Origin of the sequence: Paraburkholderia rhizosphaerae, assembly GCF_004366595.1 — a bacterium.
Classification (GTDB): Bacteria; Pseudomonadota; Gammaproteobacteria; order Burkholderiales; family Burkholderiaceae; genus Paraburkholderia; species Paraburkholderia rhizosphaerae.
Genome location: NZ_SORE01000010.1, coordinates 189,680 through 214,189 on the forward strand (window position 1 = coordinate 189,680; position 24,510 = coordinate 214,189).

Below are 24,510 nucleotides of genomic sequence, written 5' to 3' on the forward strand. Positions count from 1 at the left end.
GAGGCCGCACGCGGCACGCGGCACACGCAGCGCGCACAGCGCACGCGGGCGATCGCGCGCAGGGCACGTCAGGAGAAGGCGTTGATGAAACCAGACAACTCGATGGCGGCGGGCGCGCAACTGGCCGGCGCGACCGCGGCCTTTTTGCGCGGCGGCGGCGAGATGGGCGCGCTGATCGCCGCCTACGACTGGTCGGCCACGACGCTCGGTCCGCCCGATGGCTGGCCGCAAAGCCTGAAGATCGCGATCCGCATCATGCTGACATCGCGCCAGCCGATCTGGGTCGGCTGGGGACCCGACCTGCTGTTCTTCTACAACGACCCGTACAAGTCGATTATCGGCGGCAAGCATCCGGCCGCGCTCGGGCAGCCGACGTCGACGGTGTGGCGCGAGATCTGGCACGAGATCGGGCCGCTGCTCGACACCGCGCTGGCCGGCACCGAAGGCACGTACACCGAGCAGAAGCTGTTGATCATGGAGCGCAACGGCTACCCGGAGGAAACCTACTACACGTTTTCGTACAGCCCGGTTCCGGACGATCACGGCGGCACTGGCGGCATCATCTGCGCGAACAACGACGACACCGCACGCGTGATCGGCGAGCGGCAACTGGCGTTGCTGCGCGAGATCGGCGCGTCGACGACCAACGCGCGCACGTGGCGCGACGCGTGCGAGTCCAGCATGCGCGCGCTGGCGACCGACCCGCAAGACATTGCGTTCGCGATGTTCTATTCAGGCGAACCCGGCAGCGCGAGCGTGTCGCTCACCTGCGCGTGCGGCATTGCCGCCGGTCATGCGGCCGCGCCCGAGTCGATGCATGCGGACCGGCATCCGGTGTGGCCGTTCGCCGAGGTGCAGCGCCGCCAGATCATCAAGCTGGTCACGGGTCTCGCCGAACGCTTCGGTGATTCGATGCCGCCGCTGCCAAGCGGTCCGTGGACGCAGCCGCCGAGCCAGGCGGCGGTGCTGCCCGTGCAGCCGAGCGGCCAGCGCGGGCCGGGCGGCGTGCTGATCGTCGGGCTCAACCCGTTCCGGCTGTTCGACGATAGCTATCGCGCGTTTTTGAACCTCGTCGCGCGGCAGATCGGCGGCGCGGTCGGCTATGCGCACGCGTACGACGAAGAGCGCAGGCGCGCCGAGGCGCTTTCCGAGATCGACCTTGCGAAGACCGCGTTCTTTTCGAATATCAGCCACGAGTTCCGCACGCCGCTTACGCTGATGCTTGGGCCGCTCGAAGAACTGCGCGCGAACGGCGAACTGGCCGCGAACGAACGCCGCGATCTGATCGAAGTCACCCATCGCAACAGCTTGCGGCTGTTGAAGCTCGTCAACGCGCTGCTCGATTTTTCGCGTCTCGAGGCGGGCCGTATCCAGATTCATCGCGAGCCGACTGATCTCGCCGCGTTCACCGCGGAACTCGCTTCGCTGTTCCGCTCGGCGGTCGAGTCGGCGGGCATGACGCTGGTCGTCGACTGCTCACCGTTGCCTTGTCCAGTCGAGATCGACCGCGACATGTGGGAAAAGATCGTGCTGAATCTGCTGTCGAACGCGTTCAAGTTCACGCTGTCGGGCACGATCACCGTCAGCGTGAAGCCGGTTGCGGACGATAAGGTCGAAGTGTGCGTGTCGGATACCGGTATCGGCATTCCCGAACACGAATTGCCGCGGCTGTTCGAGCGCTTTCATCGCGTCGAAGGCGCGGCCGGCCGCTCGGTCGAAGGCAGCGGCATTGGGCTTGCGCTCGTGCAGGAACTGGTGCGCTTGCATGATGGTGCGATTCGCGTCGACAGCAAGCTCGGCATCGGCAGCTGCTTCACGGTTGCGGTGCCTGCCTGCAGCGAGCAGGCGATGGCGCTAGCGGGCGCGTCGGGTGGCGCGGCTCGCGCGGCTCGCGCGACGTCCGTGGCCACCAGCAAGCACGCGCAATCGTATGTCGAAGCGGCGCTGCGCTGGCTGCCCGATAGCGCGAGCATCGCCGATCCCGACGTCGAAGCGGACGACGCCTGGCGCGCGGCCGCCGAGGCGCTCGATGGCACGACGCCTGTCGAAGGCCGCGCGGCGCGCGTGCTGGTGGTCGACGACAACGCGGACTTGCGCGACTACATGTGCCGCATTCTGAGCGCGGCGGGGCACGACGTGCGGGTCGCCGACGATGGCGTCGCCGCACTCGACGCGATCCGCGCAGCAGTGCCGGACCTCGTCGTATCGGACGTGATGATGCCGCGGCTGGACGGTTTCGGCCTCGTGCGCGAACTGCGCGCGGACCCGCAATGGCGCGAGACGCCGGTGCTGCTGCTCTCCGCGCGAGCGGGCGAGGAGGCGAAGGTCGGCGGCCTGGAGTCGGGCGCCGACGACTACCTGACCAAGCCGTTTTCCGCCCGTGAGCTGCTTGCGCGGGTGGCCGGCAATCTGCAGCTTGCGCGGCTGCGCCGCGAATCGCGGCAGCGTCTTGCCGACGAAACCCGCACGCTCGAAATCCTGAACCGGATCGGCACCGCGGTCGCGGCGGAACTCGATCTGAACCGCGCGGTGCAGACCGTCACCGATGCGGCGACCGAACTGACCGGCGCCGCGTTCGGCTCGTTTTTCTACAACGTGCAGGACGAAGACGGCGGCCGCTATACGCTGTACACGCTGTCGGGCGTGCCGAAAGACGCGTTTTCGAAGTTTCCGATGCCGCGCAATACCGCAGTGTTCGCACCGACCTTCAACGGCGAAGGCATCGTGCGTTCCGACGACATCACGAAGGACCCGCGTTATGGCGAAAACGATCCGTACTACGGAATGCCGGCTGGCCATCTGAAAGTGGTCAGTTATCTCGCCGCGCCGGTGGTGTCGCGCACCGGCGAAGTGCTAGGCGGTCTGTTCTTCGGCCACCCGCAGCCGGGCGTGTTCACCGCGCGCGCCGAACGGTTTCTCGCGGGCATTGCCGCGCAGGCGGCGAGCGCGATCGACAATGCGCGGCTTTATCGGGCCGCGCAGAACGAGATCGCTGCACGCTCGAAAGCGCAGGCCGCGCTGCATAACCTGAACGAAACACTTGAAGTTCGCGTCGCCGAGGCGGTCGCGGATCGCGATCGTTTGTGGGAGCTCAGCGAAGATCTGCTGGTCGTGGCCGGCCTCGACGGCGCGCTGCAGCGCGTGAGTCCGTCGTGGACCCGCGTGCTCGGGCATCCGACGTGGTCCCTCACGACACAATCGTATTTCGATCTGGTTCATCCGGACGATCTCGAACTCGCGAACGCACGGATTCACGACTTGCACATGACGGGTGCGCCGGTCCGCTACGAAAACCGGTTGCGGCGCAGCGACGGCACGTGGTGCTGGATCGCATGGACGCTCGCGCTCGATCCGGACACCGAGCGGATTCACGGCGTGGGCCGCGACGTCACCACGGATCGCGAAACCCAGGAAGCGCTGCGGCACGCGGAAGAGGCGCTGCGTTTCGCGCAAAAGATGGAAGCGATCGGCAAACTGACCGGCGGTGTCGCGCATGACTTCAACAATCTGTTGCAGGTGGTGGGCGGCAATCTGCAGCTGCTCTCGCAGGATGTCGCGGGTTCCGGGCGGCCTGCGCAGCGGGTGCGCAATGCACTGGCCGGTGTCGCGCGCGGCGCGAAGCTCGCGTCGCAATTACTCGCGTTCGGCCGGCGCCAGCCGCTCGCGCCGAAAGTCGTGAACCTCGGGCGCTTCGTGCGCGGCCTCGACGATATGCTGCGGCGCGCACTTGGAGATGGCATCGAGATTGAGACGATCGTCTCCGGCGGGCTGTGGAACACGCTCGTCGATCCGTTCCAGGTCGAAAACGCGTTGCTCAATCTGGCGATCAACGCGCGCGACGCGATGGATGGCCAGGGCAAGCTGACCATCGAAGCGGGCAATGCAGCGCTCGACGACGCATACGCGAAGCGCAATGCCGATGTGCTGCCGGGGCAATACGTAATGGTCGCCGTTACGGATACCGGCACCGGTATGACGCCCGAAGTGCAGGAGCACGTGTTCGAGCCGTTCTTCACGACCAAGCGCGAAGGCCAGGGGACCGGCCTCGGCTTGAGCATGGTGTATGGCTTCGTCAAGCAGTCGGGCGGGCATGTGAAGATTTATAGCGAGCCCGGCCATGGCACGACGATCCGCCTTTATCTGCCGCGCGTGCGCCAGCAGGAAGATCTCGAGACCGACATCGATGCCGGACCGGTGAAGGGCGGCGCCGAAACCATTCTCGTTGTCGAGGACGATGAGGACGTGCGCACGACAGTCGTCGAAATGCTGTCGAGCCTCGGCTATCACGTGCTGCGCGCGAAGGATGCGCAAAGCGCGCTTGCGATCGTCGAAAGCGGTGTGCCGATCCATCTGTTGTTCACCGACGTGGTGATGCCCGGACCATTGCGCAGCACCGAGCTTGCGCGCAAGGCGCGCGAGCGGCAGCCGGCGTTAGCGGTGCTGTTTACGTCGGGCTATACGGACAACGCGATCGTGCACGCGGGACGCCTCGATGAAGGCGTCGAACTGTTGAGCAAGCCGTACACGCATGAAGCGCTCGCGCGCAGAATTCGCAATGCGCTGCGGGCGCCGGGCGTGAAGCATGCCGGCACGCCGACGCTGCAGGCGGCCGATTCGCAAACCGTCACGCTGGTCGACCGCCACAGCAACGACACCTTCGATGCGGTGCGCGGGCTGCGCATCCTGTTTGTCGAAGATGACGAGATGGTGCGCGCGAGTACCGCCGAAGTGCTGCGCACATTCGGACTCGACATCTTCGAAGCGGCCGGCAGCGACGCCGCACAGCGTGTGATCGCTGCGCAACCAGTCGATGTGCTGCTCACCGATATTGGTCTGGCCGGTAGCTCGGGCGTCGATCTCGCGCTCGAAGCGAAGCGGCGTCAGCCGCAATTGCGCGTGATCTTCGTCAGCGGCCATCCGGTCGAACTCACGCCGGATCAGCAAGCGGTGCTGGGCGACGCGCTGCAATTGCGCAAGCCGTACGATCCGCTCGATCTGATCACCGCGTTGCGCGCATGCGTGTCGAGGGACTCGCCAGATTTACCCGGGTAATATTGCAATCCGATTTATACCCGGGTAAAATATGGACGGCTCAATCCGGGAGACGTTCGATGGCTACGCCTACCGCAACCTGCACCGCATTCGAAGGCGTCCGGCGCATCGCGTCCGGGTCGTTGAAGGACGTCGCGATCGCGGTCAAGCGTTCGCATGACCGGGCGGGCGGCGAGCCGATCCTCGTCTTCGACGATGCGACGAGCCGGCCAGTCGAGTTCGATCTGCGCGGCAGCGTCGACGATGTGCTGGCGCGGCTGGCGGGCGCAGACACGGATCGCAAGGCCGATGCCGGCGCCGATGCCGGGGAGCACGCCGCCGACGCGGCCGTTTCCCCGGTTGAAACCACACGCGGACGCGGCCGGCCGAAACTGGGCGTGATCGCCCGTGAAGTGACGCTGCTGCCGCGTCACTGGGAATGGTTGAATGGCCAACCCGGCGGCGCGTCGGTTGCGATGCGCAAGCTGGTCGACGCCGCGCGCGCGGCGGGCTCGGACAGGGAGCGCGTGCGTCACGCGCAGGAAGTGACGTATCGCTTTATGACGGCGATTGCCGGCAACCTGCCGGACTACGAGGAAGCCACGCGCGCGCTGTATGCAAACGACCGCGCGCGCTTCGAGCGAATGACCGACGGCTGGCCCGCCGATCTCCGCGCGCATGCGAGAAAGCTGGCGGCCGCTGCGTTCTGAACTGGTCAAGTAATGCGGACAGTTTGATCTGCTGCAAGTTGATTCGCCGACAGCCTGGAATGCAAACGCACTGCCCGTTTTAACTTATGGTTCTAAATTCTTCCAATTTTATCGAATATGCCTATTATAAAAATGCGGCTGATAAAACAGGATGATCAGGCAATACGTTGATTTAATTGGGTGGAAACAAAAAGAAATGTGGTGAGTGGGCATGCCGCTGCGATTTCGTTTGCTTTCCTGAAAGTCTGCCGCGAGCAATCAATGACATAAAGTGCACGTGGCCTCGCGGCCAGCTGGCTGCGCCGGCAGGTCACTTATCCTTGGTGATTCGAAGTCGCCAAATGATCAACCAGATACACGGAACCTTCGCCCCGCCCCCCCGTTTAAACGGAGGTGAGTGCTGCATTGGTATCACATTGAACAGGTGAGCCGAAATGACGCCGCATATTTTGAAAGCGATTTTTGCCCCGCTGCTGCTGATTATTTCGGTTTCTATTGAAGCCACCACGGTGGACATGCCGCCGCCAACGAAAAACTTCAACCTCCGCACGTTACAGAACAACCAGACCTATCGGGGCATCCTGATTAACTATAGGGTTGGGAGTTCCATGCGTGGCCACGCTTCCAGCGTCGAAGCAAATGTCGATGCCGCGGCGGGGCATGCGTCTCTTTCAGCGGCGATAGCCTTGCATGCGCATTACGTGCGCCAGCTTGCGACAGGCGCGGAACTAGTGCATATGAATCGCGATTTGTCGGCGTCTGAAACGGAGGCACTCATCAGGCAGATTGCCGCTGATCCTGCCGTGAAGTATGTGGAACCCGAGTATTTGATGAAACTGGATGACATCAGCTTGCCTGTCGATCTTGATCTTGGTTTTCCTCGCTATCAGTGGGATTATCTTCAGGCCAATGGGGCCGGTTTTCTGGATGATTCACTACGAACTTCTGTTCCAGACTGGGGTGGTGCCGAGATCCAGCACGCGTGGCAATTGTCCAATGGTGCGGGCATTACGATCGCTAGCCTCGATACGGGTGTGACCGTGCACCCCGATCTCGATCTAAGTCTCGCCAATGCCGGGTATGACTTCATCAGCAGTGCGGACATATCGGGCCGTCCTGCCGATGGCCGGATTCCGGGCGGCTGGGATACGGGCGACTGGGAGACCGCCGGTGAATGCGGCGAGGGTGCGGCCGCAAAGAACAGTTCCTGGCATGGCACGCATGTGTTTGGCACGGTCGGCGGTGAACTTACCAACAATATTCTCGGGCTGTCAGGCACCGCGTATGGCGCGCAGGTGGTGCCGATACGCGTGGTGGGGCATTGCGGTGGCAGCAATGCCGATATCGCTGATGCCATCGTGTGGGCATCGGGGGGCAGCGTGCCAGGGGTGCCGGCCAATCGACACCCGGCTCAGGTGCTGAGCCTGAGCCTGGGTGGACAAGGTACCTGCGATCCGGACGGTGCGTTGGGCCAAGCTATCAGCGCGGCGCTTGGCCGGGGAGCCGTTGTCGTTGTTGCTGCGGGAAACGCTAATGTCGATGTGTCCACCGTCGAACCAGCAAACTGCTCCGGTGTGGTGTCAGTCGCTGCCGTAGGTATCAGCAGTCAGCGCGCATTTTATTCCGACTATGGGGCTGTTACGCTAGCCGCGCCGGGCGGTGACCGAACTTCACCCACGTCAGGTTTTATATGGTCGGCCTTTAACAGTGGGACTACCGTACCGGGCACGCCAAGCTATCACGGCAGTGTGGGAACCTCACAAGCAACGCCTCATGTTGCGGGTATTGTTGCCATGATGCAGAGCTATCGTCTCATCCTTCGAAAGCAGCTACTCACGCCTGCGAAAGTGATTGCGTTGTTGCAATCGACAGCCACGCCGCCCAATGTCACGCCGGATAAGCCTATCGGGGCAGGTATCGTCAATGGCTATCGGGCCGTGCAGGCCGCCGGGAGTCAACCGTGAAGAAATTCAGGTCATGCGGGTAACAATTCCGCGAAAGCGGCGTCGAGGCAAAAAAAACCGCTCGCACCGGGGAGTGCGAGCGGAAAGTCGGAGAGTTACAACATCGCATACGCCACTCATGTATGGGGTCGCGCAGCCAAGGCAGTGTAGTGGCGGACCCCGCTGCCGATAATCAGACTAGTCCCAATCCGGGACGCAAGTGCTTAAGCACAAACCGAAGTTACCTGCCTTGTCAGTGCAATTACCTCTCCGTACACTCGCGCGTAGCTCAGCCGTCCTATGCGGCCGATCGATGCTTAAGTGACGCGGCTTCAGCGACGCGGCGCAAGCGATAACCAGACCAACATTCACGCCGTATAGAGAGGAGAACCCCGCATGGCCGATTCCTACTTCCCCCGCTGGCGCCTTCAGCAACGCAGCGACGGTCGCGTGATCGCAACCGACGAGCGCTTGCCGCTGCCGCAGATGTTCGCGATGGGTGTTCAGCATGTGGTCGCGATGTTCGGCTCGACTGTGCTTGCGCCGCTGCTGATGGGCTTCGATCCCAATCTGTGTATTTTCATGTCGGGCATCGGCACGCTGTGGTTCTTCGTGGTCACCGGAGGGCGCGTGCCGAGCTACCTTGGGTCGAGCTTCGCTTTTATCGCGCTGGTGATCGCGGTGACGGGTTACGCCGGACACGGGCCGAACCCGAATATTCCGATCGCGCTGGGCGGGATCATCGCGTGCGGCGTGGTCTACATGATCATCGGCGCGATCGTTGCGGCGTTGGGCACCGCGTGGATCGAAACGCTGATGCCGCCGGTCGTGACCGGCTCGATCGTCGCGGTGATCGGCCTGAATCTCGCACCGATCGCGGTGAGAAGCGTCAGCGCGACCGCGTTCGATGCATGGATGGCGCTGGTCACCGTGGTCTGCGTTGGCGCGGTAGCGGTGTTCGCGCATGGCATGGTGCAGCGGCTGCTGATTCTCGTCGGCCTGCTGATCGCCTATGTGATCTACGCGATCGTCGCGAACGGATTGGGCATGGGCACGCCGATCGACTTTTCGATCGTCGCGCATGCGCCGTGGTGGGGGATGCCGCACTTCATGGCGCCGGTGTTCGTTCCGCACGCGATGGCGCTGCTCGCGCCGGTCGCGGTCATTCTGGTCGCGGAGAACCTCGGCCATATCAAGGCGGTGGCCGCGATGACCGGGCAAAACCTCGATCGCTATATCGGCCGCGCATTTATCGGCGATGGCTTCGCGACCGTGCTCTCCGGGTTCGCGGGCGGCACCGGCGTGACCACGTATGCGGAAAACATCGGCGTGATGGCGGTCACCAGGATCTACTCGACGCTCGTGTTCGTAATGGCCGCGGTGATCGCGCTTGTTCTTGGCTTCTCTCCTAAATTTGGCGCTGTGATTCAGACGATTCCTGGGCCTGTGCTGGGCGGTGTATCGATCGTCGTGTTCGGTCTGATCGCGGTGACCGGCGCGCGGATCTGGGTCGTCAATAAGGTCGACTTCTCGGACAACCGTAATCTGATCGTCGCCGCGGTGACGCTCGTGCTCGGCGCCGGCGACTTCTCGCTGAAGATCGGTGCGTTTGGGCTCGGCGGAATCGGCACCGCGACCTTCGGCGCGATCATTCTCTATGCGTTGCTCCGCCGCAGGCCCGCGCAGGAGCCGGTAGTCTGACGTTCGCGGTCGTGCGATTGGCTTTGCTTCCGCCTCGTCCTGGCGGGGCGCGCTTGATCCTGCAACGGTCCTGCTTGTTGCCGTTATTTGCGCTTGTCCGGTTTCCGGCTTGCCCGGCTTGTTCGCGGTGTTCGCGCCGGTTCGCGCTGGTTCATTTATGTTGCCGCATCGCCGAGCCTGCCGCGATCCCTGGTTGCCGCCAGCGGCAGCCTGCCTAATCTGTAGAAGTGCACATCTCGCACACCGGCGGCAAGTCGCGCCTATTCATCACGCAAGCGCGACGCACCGCCGCAGTGCGTCGCGCCCCATGCTCGACACGCTAACCTTACGGCCGGTGCAAGCGTCATCGCGAACCATGCACGATAGTGCGCTACCGTGCGCATGGAGCTTGCTTAACATGAGATGACATTGCACATTCGATAACGGGCCGCCGGAACGCGTCCGTGGCGGATACAGCTTCGCTTCGCGTGAGAGGAATGGATGATCACAGCGCAACAGGAAAGAACGGCCGCGGCGCCGCATGGTTTCGAATTGAGTGTGGCTTCGGGGCTGCAGCGCTACTCGGTGCAGCACAGCGGGCTCACGTTGACGAGCGTGTTTCAGCCGATCTTCAGCCTGTCGCATATGCGCGCGGTCGGCTACGAAGGTTTGCTGCGCGCGCACGACGCGTTCGATCGCGCGGTTTCGCCAGTCGATGTATTCGGCGAAGCGGCTCGGGTCGGCGATGTGCTGCATGTCGACCGGCTCGCGCAAGCGCTGCATATGGAAAACTTCCGGCTGCTCGGCGCCGAGCGCGAATGGCTGTTTCTGAACGTGCATCCGGGCGCACTGACGGACCCTTATCATTCGGCGTCGCTGCTTGCCAACCTCGCGCGGCTCGATCTGTCGCCGCGGCGTGTCGTGCTCGAGGTGCTCGAGCAGGGCACCGACGATGTCGAACGTCTTGCCGAAGCGGTACGCCAGTTCCGCGAGCGCGGCTTCCTGATCGCGCTAGACGACTTCGGCGCCGGGCACTCGAATATCGAGCGCATCTGGCAGTTGAATCCAGATATCGTCAAGCTCGATCGCATCATGTTGTCGCAGGCCGCGCATCGCGCGGATGTCGCCGCGATTCTGCCGGGCCTCGTCGCGCTACTGCACGAGGCGGGCAAGCTGGTGCTGATCGAAGGCGTGGAGACCGAGCATGAAGCGCATCTGGCGCTGTCATGCGACGTCGATTTCGTGCAGGGGTTTTACTTTGGCCGGCCGGCGCCGGGGCCTGCGGATAGCGCACACGCCGCGCAGTGTATTGGCGAACTCAGCGAGCGCCACCAGTCGCTTACCGAAGCCCGCGAGCGGCATATGACGAACCGGCTCGCGCCGTACCTTCGCGCGTTCGAGCGCGCGGCGGAGCGGCTTGCGGCCGGCGAGCCGCTCGATGAAGTGTGCTGGAACTTCCTCGCGCTCGACGATGCGGCGCGCTGCTATCTGCTCGATGCGCGAGGACGGCAAGCCGGCCGCAACGTGGTGCTGCGCGCGGACCGCGCAGCGCACGAGACACGCTATTTACCGCTGACCGACGCGCAAGGCGCGAACTGGCTCAGGCGCCCGTACTTCCGCAGCGCGATTGCGGATCCGGGGCGCGTGCACGTGACGCGGCCGTATCTGTCGATCAACGAAGCGGTGCCATGCGTGACGTTGTCGGTCGCGGCGCATGTTGGCGACCGCCTGTGCGTGTTGTGCGGCGACATCGACTGGTTCGACGACGAGCGGTTCTGACATCATGTCGTTTTCGATAACGACGTGTGCGTGCGATGCCTGAATCTTCTGCGAAAGCCCGCGCTGAAAAGCGCATTCTGCTCGAAGTCATCGCAACGACGCTCGCCGATGCGCAAGCCGCCGAGCAAGCCGGCGCGGACCGGCTCGAACTGATCACCGCATTCGGCGAAGGCGGTCTCACGCCGAGCATCGGGATGGTCGAAGCGGTCATCCAGGCGGTGCGCATTCCGGTGAATGTGATTGTGCGGCCGCATAGCCGCTCATTCGTGTTCGACACGCATGACTACGCGGTGATGCTGCGCGATGTGCGCGCGATTGCGGCGGCACGCGCGCACGGCATCGTGATCGGGATGCTGACGCCAGCGGGCGATATCGATCGCGATGGGCTCGCGCGCGCGGTGGATGCGGCGGATGGTCTGCCGATTACGTTTCACCGCGCATTCGATGAGGCGCGCGATTTGCCGCGCGCGTTCGACGTGCTGCTCGGGTTCGACACGGTGACGAATGTGCTGACTTCGGGCGGCGCGCGGTCGGTATTGCTCGCGGAGCAGACGGTCCGCGCGTTGGTCGCACAGGCTCGACAAACGCATTGCACGGTGCTGGCCGGCGCGGGGCTGACGGTCGATGCGCTGGCGGGTTTCGTCGCCGCGACTGGCGTGCGCGCGGTGCATTTCGGCAGCGGCGTGCGAGTGGGCGGCGATAGCGCGGCTCCGATCGATCCGTGTAAGGTCGCGCAGGCGAGAGCGTTACTCGATGGGGCAGCTGATGCGGCTACATGAGCGCATGATCACATGGGCATCCCGTATCAGCGCCCGCACTCACCTCGCGACGACAACCGGAATCCCCTTTAGTACACCCGCGCCCTTCGCCTGATCGAGCGCGTGCTGCACGGCCGCGCCGGTCGCGACATCGAGCTTCAGCCGTGCCGCCAGTTCCCGTTCGCTACGCTTCACCGCCGCGAGATTCGCGAGTTTTACGTGACCATAGCCGCGCACCCGCGCATGCAAGTCCGCGAGCTTCGCGATGTCCTCCGCGGTATCAATGGTGAGGATCGTCAGTGCGCGTTCGATCGTCGTCTGATAATCGTCGGCGAGTTGCCGCTCCATGCGGCGCTCGGCGGTACGTCCGAACGGATCGAGCGGGGTGCCGCGCAGCCGCCGGCATGCCGCCAGCACTCGCAGCACCGGCCACATCCATTGACCAAACGTCCGCTTGCGCGGCTGCGCGTTCGCACCGCCGCGGCCTGGCGCACGCGACAGTGCCGGCGGCGCCATATTGAACTTCACGCGAAAGTCCTTGCCCGCGACGCCTTCGAATTGCGCTTCGAGCGCCGCGCGGAACGCCGGGTCCGCATAGAGTCGCGCGACTTCGTATTCGTCCTTCACCGCGAGCAGGCGATAGAACGTCGTCGCGACGGCGCGGGTCACGCGCTCGCCCGTCAAGTCGGGCTGGCCGCACGCGCGGCGCTCGGCACGCCGCGCCGCGTCGACGAGCGTGCGGTAACGCGTGACGGTGCGAGCACCGCCGTACGCGGCGAGACGCGCCTCGCGATCGGCGATCAACGCGTCGAGCGTGCCTGTGCTATCCATGGCCACGCCCTGCGGCGTCGAGCCCGCGTGCCGTTGCTGCCACAACGTTTCGAGCGATGCCGGATCGGCGGCGACGAGCCGTCCGATCGAAAACGCGAGCTGGTTCATCTGCACCGCGACGTTGTTCAATTCGATCGCGCGCATCATCGCCGCGAACGACACGGGCACGAGTCCGAGTTGCCACGCGTAGCCGAGCATCAGAATGTTCGCGCCGATCGTATCGCCGAGAAAACGTGTCGCCCACGCCTGCGCGTCGCATGACGACAGCCGTTCGTCACCCGCGGCATTGCGCATCTTGTCGAGCAGCGCGCTCGCGTGCAGGTTCGCATCCGGATCGCGTACGAACGTCGCATTCGGAATCGCGTGCGTATTCACGACGATGCGCGTGCGTCCGTGACGCACCGTCTGCAACGCTTCCGCGCTCGCGCCGACCACCATATCGCACGCGAGCAGCACGTCCGCCTGCTGTGTGTCGATGCGCACCTGGTTCAGCCATTCGTCGCGTGCGGCAAAACGCACGTACGACAGCACCGAGCCGCCCTTCTGCGCAAACCCCATGAAATCGAGCACCGACGCGCTCTTGCCTTCCAGATGCGCGGCCATGCTGATCAATGCGCCGACCGTCACCACACCGGTGCCGCCGACACCGGTCACGAGGATGTCGTACGGCGCCGCATCGAGATGCGTGGCGGGCTGCGGCAGCGCATCGACGCGCGCCGCCAGCGCTGCCGCGTCGAACGCGACGCCCGCGGCCTTCTTCAGCGCCGCGCCTTCGATCGTGACGAAGCTCGGGCAAAAGCCGTTCACGCACGAATAGTCCTTGTTGCATGAAGACTGATCGATGCGGCGCTTGCGGCCCAGCGGCGTTTCGACCGGCTCGACCGACAGGCAGTTCGACTGCACGCCGCAATCGCCGCAGCCTTCGCATACCGCTTCGTTGATAAAGAGCCGCTTGTCCGGATCGGGGAATTCGCCTTTCTTGCGGCGACGGCGCTTTTCGGCCGCGCAAGTCTGGTCGTAGATCAGCACCGTGACGCCGTCGATATCGCGCAATTGCCGCTGCACGGTGTCGAGTTCGCTGCGGTGATGAAACGTCGTGCCCTTCGGAAAGAGCCCGTGGTGGCCGTCGTACTTTTCCGGTTCGTCGCTGACCACGACGAAGTGCGACACGCCCTCCGCTTCCACCTGCCGCGCGATTTGCGGCACCGAGATGCTGCCGTCGACCGGCTGTCCGCCGGTCATCGCGACTGCGTCGTTGTAGAGGATCTTGTAGGTGATCGTCGCTTTTGCCGCGACTGCCTGGCGGATCGCCAGAATGCCCGAATGAAAGTAAGTGCCGTCGCCGAGGTTCTGGAATACGTGGCGCGTCCGCGTGAACATCGAATGCGCGGCCCAGTCGACGCCTTCGCCGCCCATCTGGATCAGCCCGGTCGTATCGCGCTCCATCCACGACGCCATGAAGTGGCAGCCGATGCCGGCCTGCGCGATCGAGCCTTCCGGCACTTTCGTCGATGTGTTGTGCGGGCAGCCGGAGCAGAAGTAGGGTGTGCGTCGCACCGCATCGGCTTCGTTCGACAGGATCTGCGGCGCGACCAGATCGACGACGCGCTCGCGCCGGTCCAGTGCCGGCTTGTGGCGCGCGAGCCAGCTCGCGAACACCGGCAGAATACGCGACGGCCGCAATTCGCCGAGCGCGGACAGTAGCGGCGTGCCGTCCGCCGCGTGCTTGCCGACCACAATCGGCCGCGCGCCGCTTTGCCGGTTGTACAGGTATTCCTTGATCTGCTGCTCGACCACCGGGCCTTTCTCTTCAATCACCAGGACTTCCGACAGACCCCCGACGAACGCATCGATGCGCGTCATTTCGAGCGGAAACGACAGGCCGACCTTGTAGATCCGCACACCGGCCGCGTCGAGATCCGCGACGCTCAGGTCGAGGCGGCGCAGTGCTTCCATCAGATCGGGATGCGCCTTGCCGCACGTGACGATGCCGACGTTCGCATGCGGACTGGGCGCAATCCACTTGTCGATGCTGTTGATGCGCGCGAAGTGCCGTACCGCGTCGAGCTTCGCGGCGAGGCGCGCTTCGATGGCGAGGCTCGGCAGATCGGGCCAGCGATTGTGCAGGCCGTCCTGCGGCGTCGCGAAGCCGGTGCAGACGGCCCAGTCGGTGCGCAGCGCATCGAGGTCGACGCTCGAGCCGGACTCGACCGTCTCCGAGATCGCCTTGAAGCCGACCCATGCACCCGAAAAACGCGACAACGCCCAGCCGTACAGTCCGAACTCGAGCATATCGGCGATGTTCGACGGATTCACGATCGGCATTTGCCACGCGATCATCGCGAAGTCGCTTTGATGCGGCATCGACGACGACACGCAGCCGTGATCGTCGCCCGCGACCACCAGCACGCCGCCGTGCGGCGACGAGCCGTACGCGTTGCCGTGCTTCAGCGCATCGCCCGCGCGATCGACGCCGGGGCCTTTGCCGTACCACATCGCGAACACGCCATCGACGGTGCGCTGCGGGTCGGCTTCGACGCGCTGCGTGCCGAGCACCGCGGTGCCGCCCAGTTCTTCGTTGATCGCCGGCAGAAAGCGGATGTCGTTGGCGGCGAGCAGCTTGCCCGCTTTCCACAATTGCTGATCGACCATGCCGAGCGGCGAGCCGCGATAGCCGCTGACAAAGCCGGCGGTATGCAGCCCTTGCGCGTGATCGAGCGCGCGCTGCATCAGCACGAGACGCACCAGTGCCTGAGTGCCGGTCAGGAAAATACGGCCACGCGTCGCGGTGAGATTGTCGGACAGCCGATAGTCGGCGAGCGCGGGCGTGCCGTGGGCGAGATCGGCAGGCAGGCGGGCGGTCATGGAGTCTCCTTGTTACACGCGTGGCCGATTTTGCGTGATGTTCTGCGTAATCGGCCCAACATTTGCACGACGAAAGAGACTCTATTTTTCCGCCTGAAACAGAAAAAATTTTTACTAAGTTTGCGCGATCACGGCACGGCGGCGCGATGACCGAGGCGAATTCCGCTATTTTTGAGATAAATCTGCCGGGACGCGGGCGGCGCGTTGGGCGGCATCAGCGGGTGGCACCAGCGGGCGGCATTGGCTCGAACGGCAGCACATGGTCGAACTCGGTGTAGTCGACGTGACTGACGTTGCCCTCTTCGCGAATGATGTCGACATAACGGTGCTGCCAGCGGATATCGCTCGCGCGCCACGAATATCGCGCCTGCATCGTCTGCGCGGTGTTTTCGTCGGAGCCTTCGATGGTCAGCAGCAGTTCCGCGTCCTGCTTTGCGAGCGACTCGGTGTTCGCGCCGAATAGCGGGCTCTGCTCATCGATCACATGCATCAGGTTCCAGCCGAACACAAACAGCGGATGCTGATCGCGCACGAGCGGAAGATCGAGAATTCGCCGGATCCGGTAGCCTTCCTGCGTTGTCTCGACGCGCATCAGGCGCAGTCTTGCGCGCGCTTCGGCGATCACGTTCTGGCGCGCATTGGCCGCGCGCACCATCAGCGTCGGGCGGCCCTCGACCGGATGCACGACCGCGAGGCGCGCGAAGATGATCAACGCGCGCGGCCGCGAGAAACGCGCGAAGACCAGCCCGGTGGCGAGCGCAATGCCCGACATGCCGACGAAAATTTCGAGCGTCGCGACCAGATGCGCGTAGATGGTCTGCGGATGCATGTCGCCATAGCCGACCGTCGCGAGGGTTTCGACGCTAAAGAAAAATGCGCCGATAAAACCGTGTGGATTCTGATTCGCGATCGAATCATGGCCGAGCATGTAAAGCGATGCAAACGCGGTGTTGAGCACGAGGAACAGCGCGGCGAGCGAAGCGAAGAAGGTGGGCCACTTCATCGTCAGCGCGCGGTGATAGAGGTCGTGCCAGACGCGCATCGGCAGCCCGTGCGTGACGATGGTGTGCGCGCGCACGCGCAACGTGCGGTCGATCCGGACGCTTTCGGAGCGCCGGCCGCTGCGTTGACGGGGAGAGTTCGGCTCGTCTGGCCGATCGGACGTGCCGCGCGCCATCGCATCCTCGGGGATATGAAAACGCGCAAAGCGTAGCACGCGACGCATAGGCGTCAGATGGATTTGTGTGATCGCTCGGCGGCGATTACAGCGGGGGTAGCGACGACAACGGCGGACGGGCGACCACAGCGGTGGGGCGGCAGCCACGGACAACGGCGGGGCGCGGCCACCACGCGAGCGGGCGCAGTGCCAACCATCACGCGTACAGCGGCAACGACGGCGTGCGCGGCGACATGCGGCAATCAGCTGGCGCCGCGCGCTCTATGTTCAGCCGGTTCGCACGGCCATGCGCACTTCACGGAAACGCACGCGGCTTCGGAATGCCCGCGCCGTGGTCGATATCCGCCACCGCATGCTGATGCGCGGATTCGACCGCTTCGGCTTCGGTCGCATAGCCGGTGTCGCCGCCGACCGTCGTCCAGCGCTGCACCGCGTGATCGCGATGCCGGATTTCGTACTCGGCGTCCCAGCGGGCGCCCTGCAGCGCGAGTGGCCGCACGTGAATCGAGTACACGCCGTAGAGGAAAAGCGGTTCAGTCATGTTCGCCTCCGCCTGTTGAGCACGACAAGTCGCGTGCAGACGAATCGATGTCAGGTCGCTCGAAGTTCGATGCGAGTGCACACATCGTCGCTGCGGCAAATCACGCGAATCAGGCGGGACAGGACGCGGCACGCCGCGAACGCACGCCGCGTTCGCCCGCTAGAGTTCGATTTCGCCGAGAATCCGATGGGCAAGCGCTTTCGCTTCTTCGAGCGCTTCTTCGGAGCTGGCCGATACGCTGTCGACTTCGTAGACCGTGTTCTCGGTCTCGTCGCCTTCGTCGCGTTCGAGCGCGACGACGCCCTGATAGCGTCCACCGTCTACCGGGCGCACGCTTGCGGTGGCCGTATAGAGTCCCTTGGTGTAGGTGACGTCCTCCATGATGCCTCTCCTGCAGGAAGGAGATTCCATCGTAGCACGCCGTTTGATCGCTTTCAGACCGGCGCGCGCGACTCAGTCGTTGAGCAGCGAGACCACTTCGTCGAGGGTCGGCGAATGCGCGCCCGCATGCCGGCAAGCGGCCGCGCCGGCGGCCAGCGCGAACGCGAGATGCTCGTTCCACTTGCGTTGCGGCGCGCTCATCAGGCTGAACAGCAGGCCACCGATCGACGCATCGCCGGCGCCGACCGTGTCCGCCACTTCGACGCGCGGCGGCGCCGCTTCGACGATCAGCCCGCCGTCGATCAGCGTCGCCTTGTCCGCGCCGCGTGTCACCAGCACGACCGCGTCCGGATTCATCGAACGCAACTGGTCGAGCGCATTCGCTTCGCTGGTCTTGAACAGCAGACGCAGGTCTTCGTCGGAGACCTTGATCAGATCCGCGAGCGCGGCCATCTTGCGCAGCGTCGGCTCGTAGCCGTGCTCCATCAGATTGCGGTAATTCGGGTCGAAGCTGATCTTCACGCCACGCGCGCGCAGTTCAGCCGCGAGGTTTGCGAGGGTCGTGCCGAGCGGCTGCCGCACGAGGCTGATGCAGCCGAAGTGCGCCCACTTGACCTGGGACATCCAGCCGTCCGGCAGCCGTCGCGGATCGAACGCGAGATCCGCGCCGTTCTCGCCCATAAAGAAGTACGCGGGCGGATGCGTTTGATGAACGATCGCGAGCAGCGGCGGATGGTCGACGCGCTGCATGAAGCGCATGTCGAGGCCGGCGGCGACGCTCGCTTCCCACAGTTCGTCGGAGAAGCAATCGGTGCCGAGCGAGCCGGCGCAGGCGGTCGGCAAGCCGAGCCGCGCGACCGCGCGCGCGACGTTCCAGCCCGCGCCGCCCGGGCGCGACAGCCAGTGCGAGTCGCCGGTGCGTACGAGGTCGGTCAGAATGTCGCCGGCCGAGACGAAAACGGGTAATTCAGTGCTGGCGGTCATGGTGCTCACCGTGCGGTTCGATTCAGAGGGTTGGCGTCCGGCGCGCTCGCGTCCGCGGCTTCCAGTGCGGCCTCGCGCTCGGGCAGCGCGTGCATCAGCACTTCATAGCAGGCGCCCATCGTGTGATAGTCGGTCTTGCCCGCAGGGCTTTTCTCGTCGCTGTACTTGCGGTTGTCGCAAGTCAGGATGCGATACCACGCGCCGTAGCGGTGATCGACGAAATGCGCCCAGCTATAGCGCCACAACTCGTCGTACCAGTCCCAGAAGCGTTCGTTGCCAGTGCGCTTGCCGAGCAGCGCCGCGGTCGCGAAGGTCTCGGCCTGGACCCAGAAATACTTGTCGTGATCGCAGATCGTGTAGTCCGGTCCGAAGCCGTAATAGAGGCCACCGTGATCGTTGTCCCACGCGAACGTCATCGCTGCGTCGAACAGTTCGATCGCGCGCGGCAGCAGCCACGGCAGCGGACGGTGCCGCTCGAGAATGAGCAGCAGCTTCGCCCATTCGGTCTGGTGACCCGGCTGGAAGCCCCATGGGCGGAAGATGTTCGAACTGTCTTCTTCGTTGTAGTGCCAGTCGACCGACCAGTCGGCGTGAAAGTGCTCCCATACGAGGCTTTGCGACAGCTTCGCCTGACGGATCGTGATGTTGGTCGCGACACGTTCCGCGCGGTCCAGATAGACAAGGTGGCCGGTCGCTTCATAGGCGGCGAGCAGCGCTTCGGTCGTATGCATGTTCGCGTTCTGGCCGCGGTAGCTGCTGACGTGCCAGTCGGGTGTTGCCTCATCGGCATAGAGACCCGCGGCCGGATCCCAGAACCGGTGCTCCATCAGATCGAAGGTCGCGGCGATCATCGGCTTCGCTTCTTCGATGCCGGCCATGTACGCGTGCGCGTACGCAAGCAGCACGAATGCGAGACCGTAGCAGTGGCGCGTGCCGTCGAGCGTGCGCTTGTGACCGTCGCGCCACTCGAGCTCCCAGTCGTAGCCTTCGTTGTGCGAGTCCCAATGCGCATCGCGCAAGAACCTGAGACCGTGCCGCGCGTATTCGAGATGCTGCGCGTCGCCAAACTGGCGATACGCCATCGCGTAGTTGAACACGTAGCGGCAACTGCTGACCAGGTGTCGCGTCGTGCGGTTGTAGATCGTGCCGTCGTCGCGCAGAAAATGGTGAAAGCCGCCGCTCGGATCGAACACGTTCGGCGCATAAAAACGCAGTGTGTGCCCGATATGCGCGAGCAGGAAGTCGCGCTCGCGGAAGCTTGCGACCGGCGGCGTGTTGGCCGCGGACGTCGACGGGTCGGAAAGTAGCGTGTCGGATTGGGTCATGACGGATTCACCGAGGTACTGGCGCGGACAACGAGGTGGACGGGCAGGCGTACTTCGAGTTCGGCAGGCGAGTCTTCGAGCAGCAGCTCGACGCCGCTGCGGCCGAGTGCTTCTTTATCCACCGCGATGGTCGACAACGGGGGCGTCGCGTGCGCCGCGGCAGGTATGTCGTCGAAACCGATGATCGCGATGTCGTCGGGGACCCGCAGGCCGCGTGCAACGCAGGTGCGCAATGCAGCGAGTGCGGCGGCGTCGTTATACGCGAACACCGCGTCGGGCCGCGGACCGGGCGCGTCGAGCAGGCGCTGCATGGCCAGCGCGCCGCCGGTCGCAGGGTCGAGACCCGCATCGATGGTCACTTCGAGCGACGGATCGAATAGCAGTCCGGCTTCGAAAAACGCTTTGCGGTAGCCGAGCGCGCGCTGCGCGATGCTGTAGTGCGCAAGCGACCCGCCGATAAACGCCACGCGCGTGCGCTTCTGCTCGAACAGATGCCGCATTGCGAGTGTCGCGCCGGCCGCGTTATCCAGATTCACCGAGCGCAGGCCGGGCGCCCATAGGTCGATCAACACGAGCGGGCGTTGCATCGCGGCGAGCGTCGCGAGCGTCTCCGGCTCGACGAAGCCGGCCACCGCGATCGCGTCCGGTGCATGCAGCCGCATTTGCTGGACCACATCTTCGGTCGGTCCGGCGGTCAGCACCGACGGCACGATGCCGCGCTCGCGACACGCATCTTCGACGCCGTGCAGCACATGAGAAAAAAACGGGCTCGCCGCGAAGTTGTTGTGCTGACGATGCAGCAGGAACGTGAGCCGGCGGATGCGCGGGCGCAGTTGAGCGGCGTCGTAACCGAGCCGGCGCGCCGCTTCGACGACGCGTACGCGCGTCGCGTCGGACAGGCCCGGCTGGTTTTTGAGCGCACGCGAGACCGTGCCGATCGACACGCTGGCCTCGCGAGCGACGTCGCGAATGGTGGTTGCCATCGAAGTGATGACGCCGGACGTGAAAGCGACACGGCAGCGTTTGTTCAAGTTCGGGCGATTGTATAGTAAAACTCGCCGAAAAAGCCCGTTGAAATGCGCTCGAAGCACGCGTGAATACCCGTATATGAACGATTTCAGCCGATATTTGCGTGTTTAGTAAAAATGCTAAACAGATGGCTGCAAATAGCGGGTAAAACGCGTTGCGGATGCGCGGCGCTCGGGCGCGCGCGACCGCAACGCGTGCTTCGGTTCGCCAGTACGCGGCGGCAAATGCAATCTGGGGCTGCGCAGAGGTGCGGCCGGCTATCAGACGATCGCGAATGATCAAGCGAAACGCGCGGTCCGGTGCGCGTGCTGCGCGCCTAGTCCAGCGTCGCGTGCGACGCTTCGGTGCGGCCGTGCATCAACGCCTCGCGCGCGTGCGCATCGATCAGCACCAAACCGGATGACTCATGTTTCGCGCGGCGTTTCGCGAGCGCCGCAATCGATGCGATGTCTTCGCTGGTGCGCGGTGTGCGTTCGCTATTGGGCTGCACATGCACGCAGCCAATCGCCATTGTGACGAAGCCGAAAAAGGTCGGATTGCCGCGCCGGTCCTCGCCATGAATTCCGCCCGCGACACGATCGTCGGGCGCGTAGAAGCGCTGCGCGCCTTCGTTGAACGCGAAGATCGCGCGCTGCGCGCGGTCGATGCAATCGTCGCTCTGAAACAGGATCAGAAAATCGTCGCCGCCAACATGGCCGAGGAAGTCGCGCGTCGGCTCGCAGACGTCCGCCAGCACCGCGGCCGCGAACTTCAACACCTCATCGCCCTGCCAGTACCCGTACTGATCGTTGAAAGGCTTGAAGTGATTCAGGTCCACATAGCACGCGTAGAAACCGGCGCCGTTGGTGAGCAGCCGCGCAATGTGCGAACTGATCGGGATGTTGCCCGGCAGAAAAGTGAGCGGGTTTGCGTAACGTGCCGCTTCGATCCGTACCTCGGTGACGGCGCGCACGAGGTTCTCGCCGGTGCCGAGACCCGCGTATTTGCCGTTGTCGGTGATCACGAAGCCGTCGGCCAGATAACGCTGGTCGTCGCTGGCAAGCAGCTTCGCCATCTGTTCGACTGTCATCGATTTCTCGATGATCACCGGCGATTCATTTGCAAACAGCATGCATGGCCGCTTGCCGAACAGCTCACGGTGATACGGCAGCGCGTAGCGGTCCATAAACGCGCGCCGGTTGATCAACGCAACCGGCACGTCACGTTCGACGACCGCCACCGCGTGCAGATCCGGTAGCCGGTTGAACAGCTCGAGCACATCGTTATTGGTCGCATGGCGCGGCAACGCGGGCGCTTGCACCATCATCTTTTCCGACGCCATGCCGCCCGACGGCGACGCGGTCAGCGTGCGCGTCGCCTCCGGGAACACCGCGATATGGCCGGCGCGGATCGCTTGCCGCGCATCGTTGGCGACTTTGCGCGGCGGCCGCGCATGCGGTTTGCCGAAGAAAAAGCCCTGTCCGCAGCCAATGCCCATATCGCGCACGACGATCAGATCGGCTTCGTTTTCGATCCCTTCCGCCACGAGCGTCGCGCCGCTCGCATTCGCGAAGTACTGCATCGCCTTCACCGCTTCGAACTTGAGCGGGTCGCTCGCGATGTCGTGGATGAAGAAACGGTCGATCTTTACGACGTCGGGCCGCAGCCGCACCCACAGATTCATGCTGGCGTTCGCCGTGCCATAGTCGTCGAGCGCGAATTGCGCGCCCGCGGTGCGTAGTGTCGCGATCGCTGGCAGCACGTTACTGACGTCGGGAATCGCACTTTGCTCGGTGAGTTCGACCACGATGCGGCTCGCATCGACACCGGAGCGGCGCAGCAGCGCGAAAGTTTCATCACGCGCGTCGGCGAGCTCCCGGATCGCGCCGGCGCTGAAGTTCAGGAACAGCTTGCCGTCGTATTCGAGCCGCGCGAACGCTTCGATGCAGGCGTGCGCGGCGGCGCGCTCGAGCGGCACCACCGCGTCTTCGGCGAGCGCCTGAGCGAACAGCGCAAACGGCGCTTCAAGATCGGACCCCACCGGTCCGCGTATCAATCCTTCATAACCGATGATCGCGCCGCCGTCGAACTTGACGATCGGTTGAAAGACGGCGGACAAACTGCGCTTTGCGATCAGATCTGCGACACGGGAAGTATGGGACCGGACGGGCGGGCGAAGTGACATGGCGGATAGCCAGACAAACTAGGGACTCTCGGCATATCGGCGGCGCCGCTAAAGACTTGAATGAAATTTTCATGAAATCCGCATAAACGCCGCGCAAACGGAATGGTGCTTTTGCCTATGCCATCTGGCCAGGCTGACGGCAAACGTGTGCGCGCGGTCAAATAACGCCCGCAACACAACATACGACGCAACGACGACGGCAGGCGAAAAGAAAGCCGCATCAAGCGGCTTTCAGGGAAACAAATTCAGGGAGAGAGCTATGAAGGTGTTATCAGGGTCGAGGGCCAACCCGGCCGCCGCTTACGCGAGCCGCTGCGTTCTGCTGAGCGGTGCGCTTCTGGGCGTTCGTTTCGCGCGCACCCCAGCGTTGCGCGAGAGCGGCGCAGGTCATCAGCTGGATCTGGTGGAACAACATCAACGGCAGCACGGCGGCGCCGACCGCATGCGTCGCGAAGATCACCTTCGCCATCGGCACACCGGCGGCGAGACTCTTCTTCGAACCGCAGAAGATGATTGTGATCTGGTCGGCGCGGTTAAAGCCGAGGCGCTTGCCGATAAACATCGTGAGCGTCAGCGCGAGCGCGAGCAGCACCGCACACGCGAGCAGCAGCCCGCCAAGCGCAGAAAGCGGAATGTGATGCCACAGGCCTTCGGTGACCGCTTCGCTGAACGCCGCGTAGACGACGAGCAGGATCGACCCTTGGTCGACGTACTTGAGCACGTTGCGGTTGCGGTCAATCCAGCTGCCGATCATCGGGCGCAGCAACTGGCCCGCGACGAACGGCACGAGCAGCTGCAGCACGATGTTCCACACCGTATGCCACGGCGACACACCACCGGCTGCCTGACTGGTGACGATGACGCTGACCAGCGCGGGCGTCACGAAGATGCCGAGCAGGCTGGAGGCGGACGCGCTGCACACGGCGGCTGGGACATTGCCCTTGGCTATCGACGTGAAGGCGATCGACGACTGAACCGTCGACGGCAGCGTGCAAAGGAAGAGGATGCCGACATAGAGCGTTGGCGTGACGATCGGCGCAAGAAGCGGCTTGAGCGCGAGACCGAGCAGCGGAAATACCGCGAACGTGCTTAGCAGCACGACCGCGTGCAGTCGCCAGTGTGTCGCGCCGGCCAGGATCGCCTCGCGCGACAGCTTCGCGCCGTGCAGGAAGAACAGCAGGCCGATCGCAATGTCCGTCACCCAGTTGAATGCCACCGCTGCCTGCCCATGGACGGGCAGCAGGCTGGCGAGAATCACCGTGCCGACGAGGCACAGCGTGAAGTTATCCGGAAGCAGTTTCGGGCGAGCCAT

General features: G+C 64.2%; 15 protein-coding genes. 6 read left to right on the top strand and 9 right to left on the bottom strand.

Annotated features, from left to right (window positions below; translation table 11 throughout):
* The first annotated feature begins 84 nt into the window (after positions 1 to 84).
* From BX592_RS15330 to BX592_RS15355, 6 genes are all read left to right on the top strand, one after another.
* Complete coding sequence (locus BX592_RS15330) at positions 85 to 5,052, top strand: response regulator (protein WP_134192668.1); 4,968 nt, start codon at positions 85 to 87, stop codon at positions 5,050 to 5,052.
* A gap of 59 nt (positions 5,053 to 5,111) precedes the next feature.
* Complete coding sequence (locus tag BX592_RS15335; RefSeq protein WP_134192669.1) at positions 5,112 to 5,741, top strand: DUF2239 family protein; 630 nt, start codon at positions 5,112 to 5,114, stop codon at positions 5,739 to 5,741.
* A gap of 434 nt (positions 5,742 to 6,175) precedes the next feature.
* Positions 6,176 to 7,705, top strand: coding sequence for a S8 family serine peptidase (locus tag BX592_RS15340; protein WP_134192670.1), 1,530 nt, complete (start codon positions 6,176 to 6,178; stop codon positions 7,703 to 7,705).
* Between the two features lie 375 nt (positions 7,706 to 8,080).
* Positions 8,081 to 9,385, top strand: a complete 1,305-nt coding sequence (locus BX592_RS15345; protein ID WP_134192671.1) for a solute carrier family 23 protein — start codon at positions 8,081 to 8,083, stop codon at positions 9,383 to 9,385.
* Between the two features lie 480 nt (positions 9,386 to 9,865).
* Complete coding sequence (locus BX592_RS15350; RefSeq protein ID WP_134192672.1) at positions 9,866 to 11,143, top strand: sensor domain-containing phosphodiesterase; 1,278 nt, start codon at positions 9,866 to 9,868, stop codon at positions 11,141 to 11,143.
* Positions 11,144 to 11,178: 35 nt separating this feature from the next.
* The gene (locus BX592_RS15355; RefSeq protein WP_134192673.1) at positions 11,179 to 11,922 is read left to right on the top strand and encodes a copper homeostasis protein CutC; all 744 of its coding nucleotides are present in this window, start codon (positions 11,179 to 11,181) and stop codon (positions 11,920 to 11,922) included.
* A gap of 39 nt (positions 11,923 to 11,961) precedes the next feature.
* Here BX592_RS15355 and BX592_RS15360 read toward each other — a convergent pair whose 3' ends face one another.
* The 9 genes from BX592_RS15360 to BX592_RS15400 all read right to left on the bottom strand — a co-directional run bounded on the left by BX592_RS15360 (position 11,962) and on the right by BX592_RS15400 (position 24,510).
* Positions 11,962 to 15,597, bottom strand: coding sequence for an indolepyruvate ferredoxin oxidoreductase family protein (locus BX592_RS15360; RefSeq protein WP_134192674.1), 3,636 nt, complete (start codon positions 15,595 to 15,597; stop codon positions 11,962 to 11,964).
* A 214-nt stretch (positions 15,598 to 15,811) separates the two neighbouring features.
* Complete coding sequence (locus tag BX592_RS15365) at positions 15,812 to 16,774, bottom strand: ion channel (protein WP_134192727.1); 963 nt, start codon at positions 16,772 to 16,774, stop codon at positions 15,812 to 15,814.
* Positions 16,775 to 17,069: 295 nt separating this feature from the next.
* Positions 17,070 to 17,315, bottom strand: coding sequence for a hypothetical protein (locus BX592_RS15370; RefSeq protein ID WP_134192675.1), 246 nt, complete (start codon positions 17,313 to 17,315; stop codon positions 17,070 to 17,072).
* A 159-nt stretch (positions 17,316 to 17,474) separates the two neighbouring features.
* Positions 17,475 to 17,696: a hypothetical protein gene (locus tag BX592_RS15375; RefSeq protein WP_134192676.1), complete on the bottom strand. Its 222-nt coding sequence runs from the start codon at positions 17,694 to 17,696 to the stop codon at positions 17,475 to 17,477.
* A gap of 72 nt (positions 17,697 to 17,768) precedes the next feature.
* Positions 17,769 to 18,680 (bottom strand): carbohydrate kinase family protein, encoded by a 912-nt coding sequence (locus BX592_RS15380; RefSeq protein ID WP_134192677.1) that lies wholly within the window; start codon positions 18,678 to 18,680, stop codon positions 17,769 to 17,771.
* A gap of 5 nt (positions 18,681 to 18,685) precedes the next feature.
* Positions 18,686 to 20,005 carry an AGE family epimerase/isomerase gene (locus tag BX592_RS15385; protein WP_134192678.1) on the bottom strand — a complete coding sequence of 440 codons (1,320 nt, stop codon included), beginning with the start codon at positions 20,003 to 20,005 and terminating at the stop codon, positions 18,686 to 18,688.
* The gene (locus BX592_RS15390) at positions 20,002 to 20,988 is read right to left on the bottom strand and encodes a LacI family DNA-binding transcriptional regulator (protein WP_134192679.1); all 987 of its coding nucleotides are present in this window, start codon (positions 20,986 to 20,988) and stop codon (positions 20,002 to 20,004) included. The genes BX592_RS15385 and BX592_RS15390 overlap by 4 nt, the downstream gene beginning before the upstream one ends.
* Positions 20,989 to 21,350: 362 nt before the next feature.
* Positions 21,351 to 23,198, bottom strand: coding sequence for an EAL domain-containing protein (locus BX592_RS15395; RefSeq protein ID WP_134192680.1), 1,848 nt, complete (start codon positions 23,196 to 23,198; stop codon positions 21,351 to 21,353).
* A gap of 271 nt (positions 23,199 to 23,469) precedes the next feature.
* On the bottom strand, positions 23,470 to 24,510 hold the full coding sequence (locus tag BX592_RS15400) for a bile acid:sodium symporter family protein (RefSeq protein WP_134192681.1): 1,041 nt from the start codon (positions 24,508 to 24,510) through the stop codon (positions 23,470 to 23,472).

Bases quoted from the DNA above. Each gene is read 5' to 3' on its own strand.
- BX592_RS15375 (WP_134192676.1), bottom strand. From the start codon at position 17,696: ATGGAGGACGTCACCTACACCAAGGGACTCTATACGGCCACCGCAAGC.
- BX592_RS15380 (WP_134192677.1), bottom strand. From the start codon at position 18,680: ATGACCGCCAGCACTGAATTACCCGTTTTCGTCTCGGCCGGCGACATT.
- BX592_RS15400 (WP_134192681.1), bottom strand. From the start codon at position 24,510: ATGGCTCGCCCGAAACTGCTTCCGGATAACTTCACGCTGTGCCTCGTC.
- BX592_RS15355 (WP_134192673.1), top strand. From the start codon at position 11,179: ATGCCTGAATCTTCTGCGAAAGCCCGCGCTGAAAAGCGCATTCTGCTC.
- BX592_RS15385 (WP_134192678.1), bottom strand. From the start codon at position 20,005: ATGACCCAATCCGACACGCTACTTTCCGACCCGTCGACGTCCGCGGCC.
- BX592_RS15370 (WP_134192675.1), bottom strand. From the start codon at position 17,315: ATGACTGAACCGCTTTTCCTCTACGGCGTGTACTCGATTCACGTGCGG.
- BX592_RS15365 (WP_134192727.1), bottom strand. From the start codon at position 16,774: ATGGCGCGCGGCACGTCCGATCGGCCAGACGAGCCGAACTCTCCCCGT.
- BX592_RS15335 (WP_134192669.1), top strand. From the start codon at position 5,112: ATGGCTACGCCTACCGCAACCTGCACCGCATTCGAAGGCGTCCGGCGC.
- BX592_RS15360 (WP_134192674.1), bottom strand. From the start codon at position 15,597: ATGACCGCCCGCCTGCCTGCCGATCTCGCCCACGGCACGCCCGCGCTC.
- BX592_RS15330 (WP_134192668.1), top strand. From the start codon at position 85: ATGAAACCAGACAACTCGATGGCGGCGGGCGCGCAACTGGCCGGCGCG.
- BX592_RS15350 (WP_134192672.1), top strand. From the start codon at position 9,866: ATGATCACAGCGCAACAGGAAAGAACGGCCGCGGCGCCGCATGGTTTC.
- BX592_RS15345 (WP_134192671.1), top strand. From the start codon at position 8,081: ATGGCCGATTCCTACTTCCCCCGCTGGCGCCTTCAGCAACGCAGCGAC.
- BX592_RS15340 (WP_134192670.1), top strand. From the start codon at position 6,176: ATGACGCCGCATATTTTGAAAGCGATTTTTGCCCCGCTGCTGCTGATT.
- BX592_RS15390 (WP_134192679.1), bottom strand. From the start codon at position 20,988: ATGGCAACCACCATTCGCGACGTCGCTCGCGAGGCCAGCGTGTCGATC.
- BX592_RS15395 (WP_134192680.1), bottom strand. From the start codon at position 23,198: ATGTCACTTCGCCCGCCCGTCCGGTCCCATACTTCCCGTGTCGCAGAT.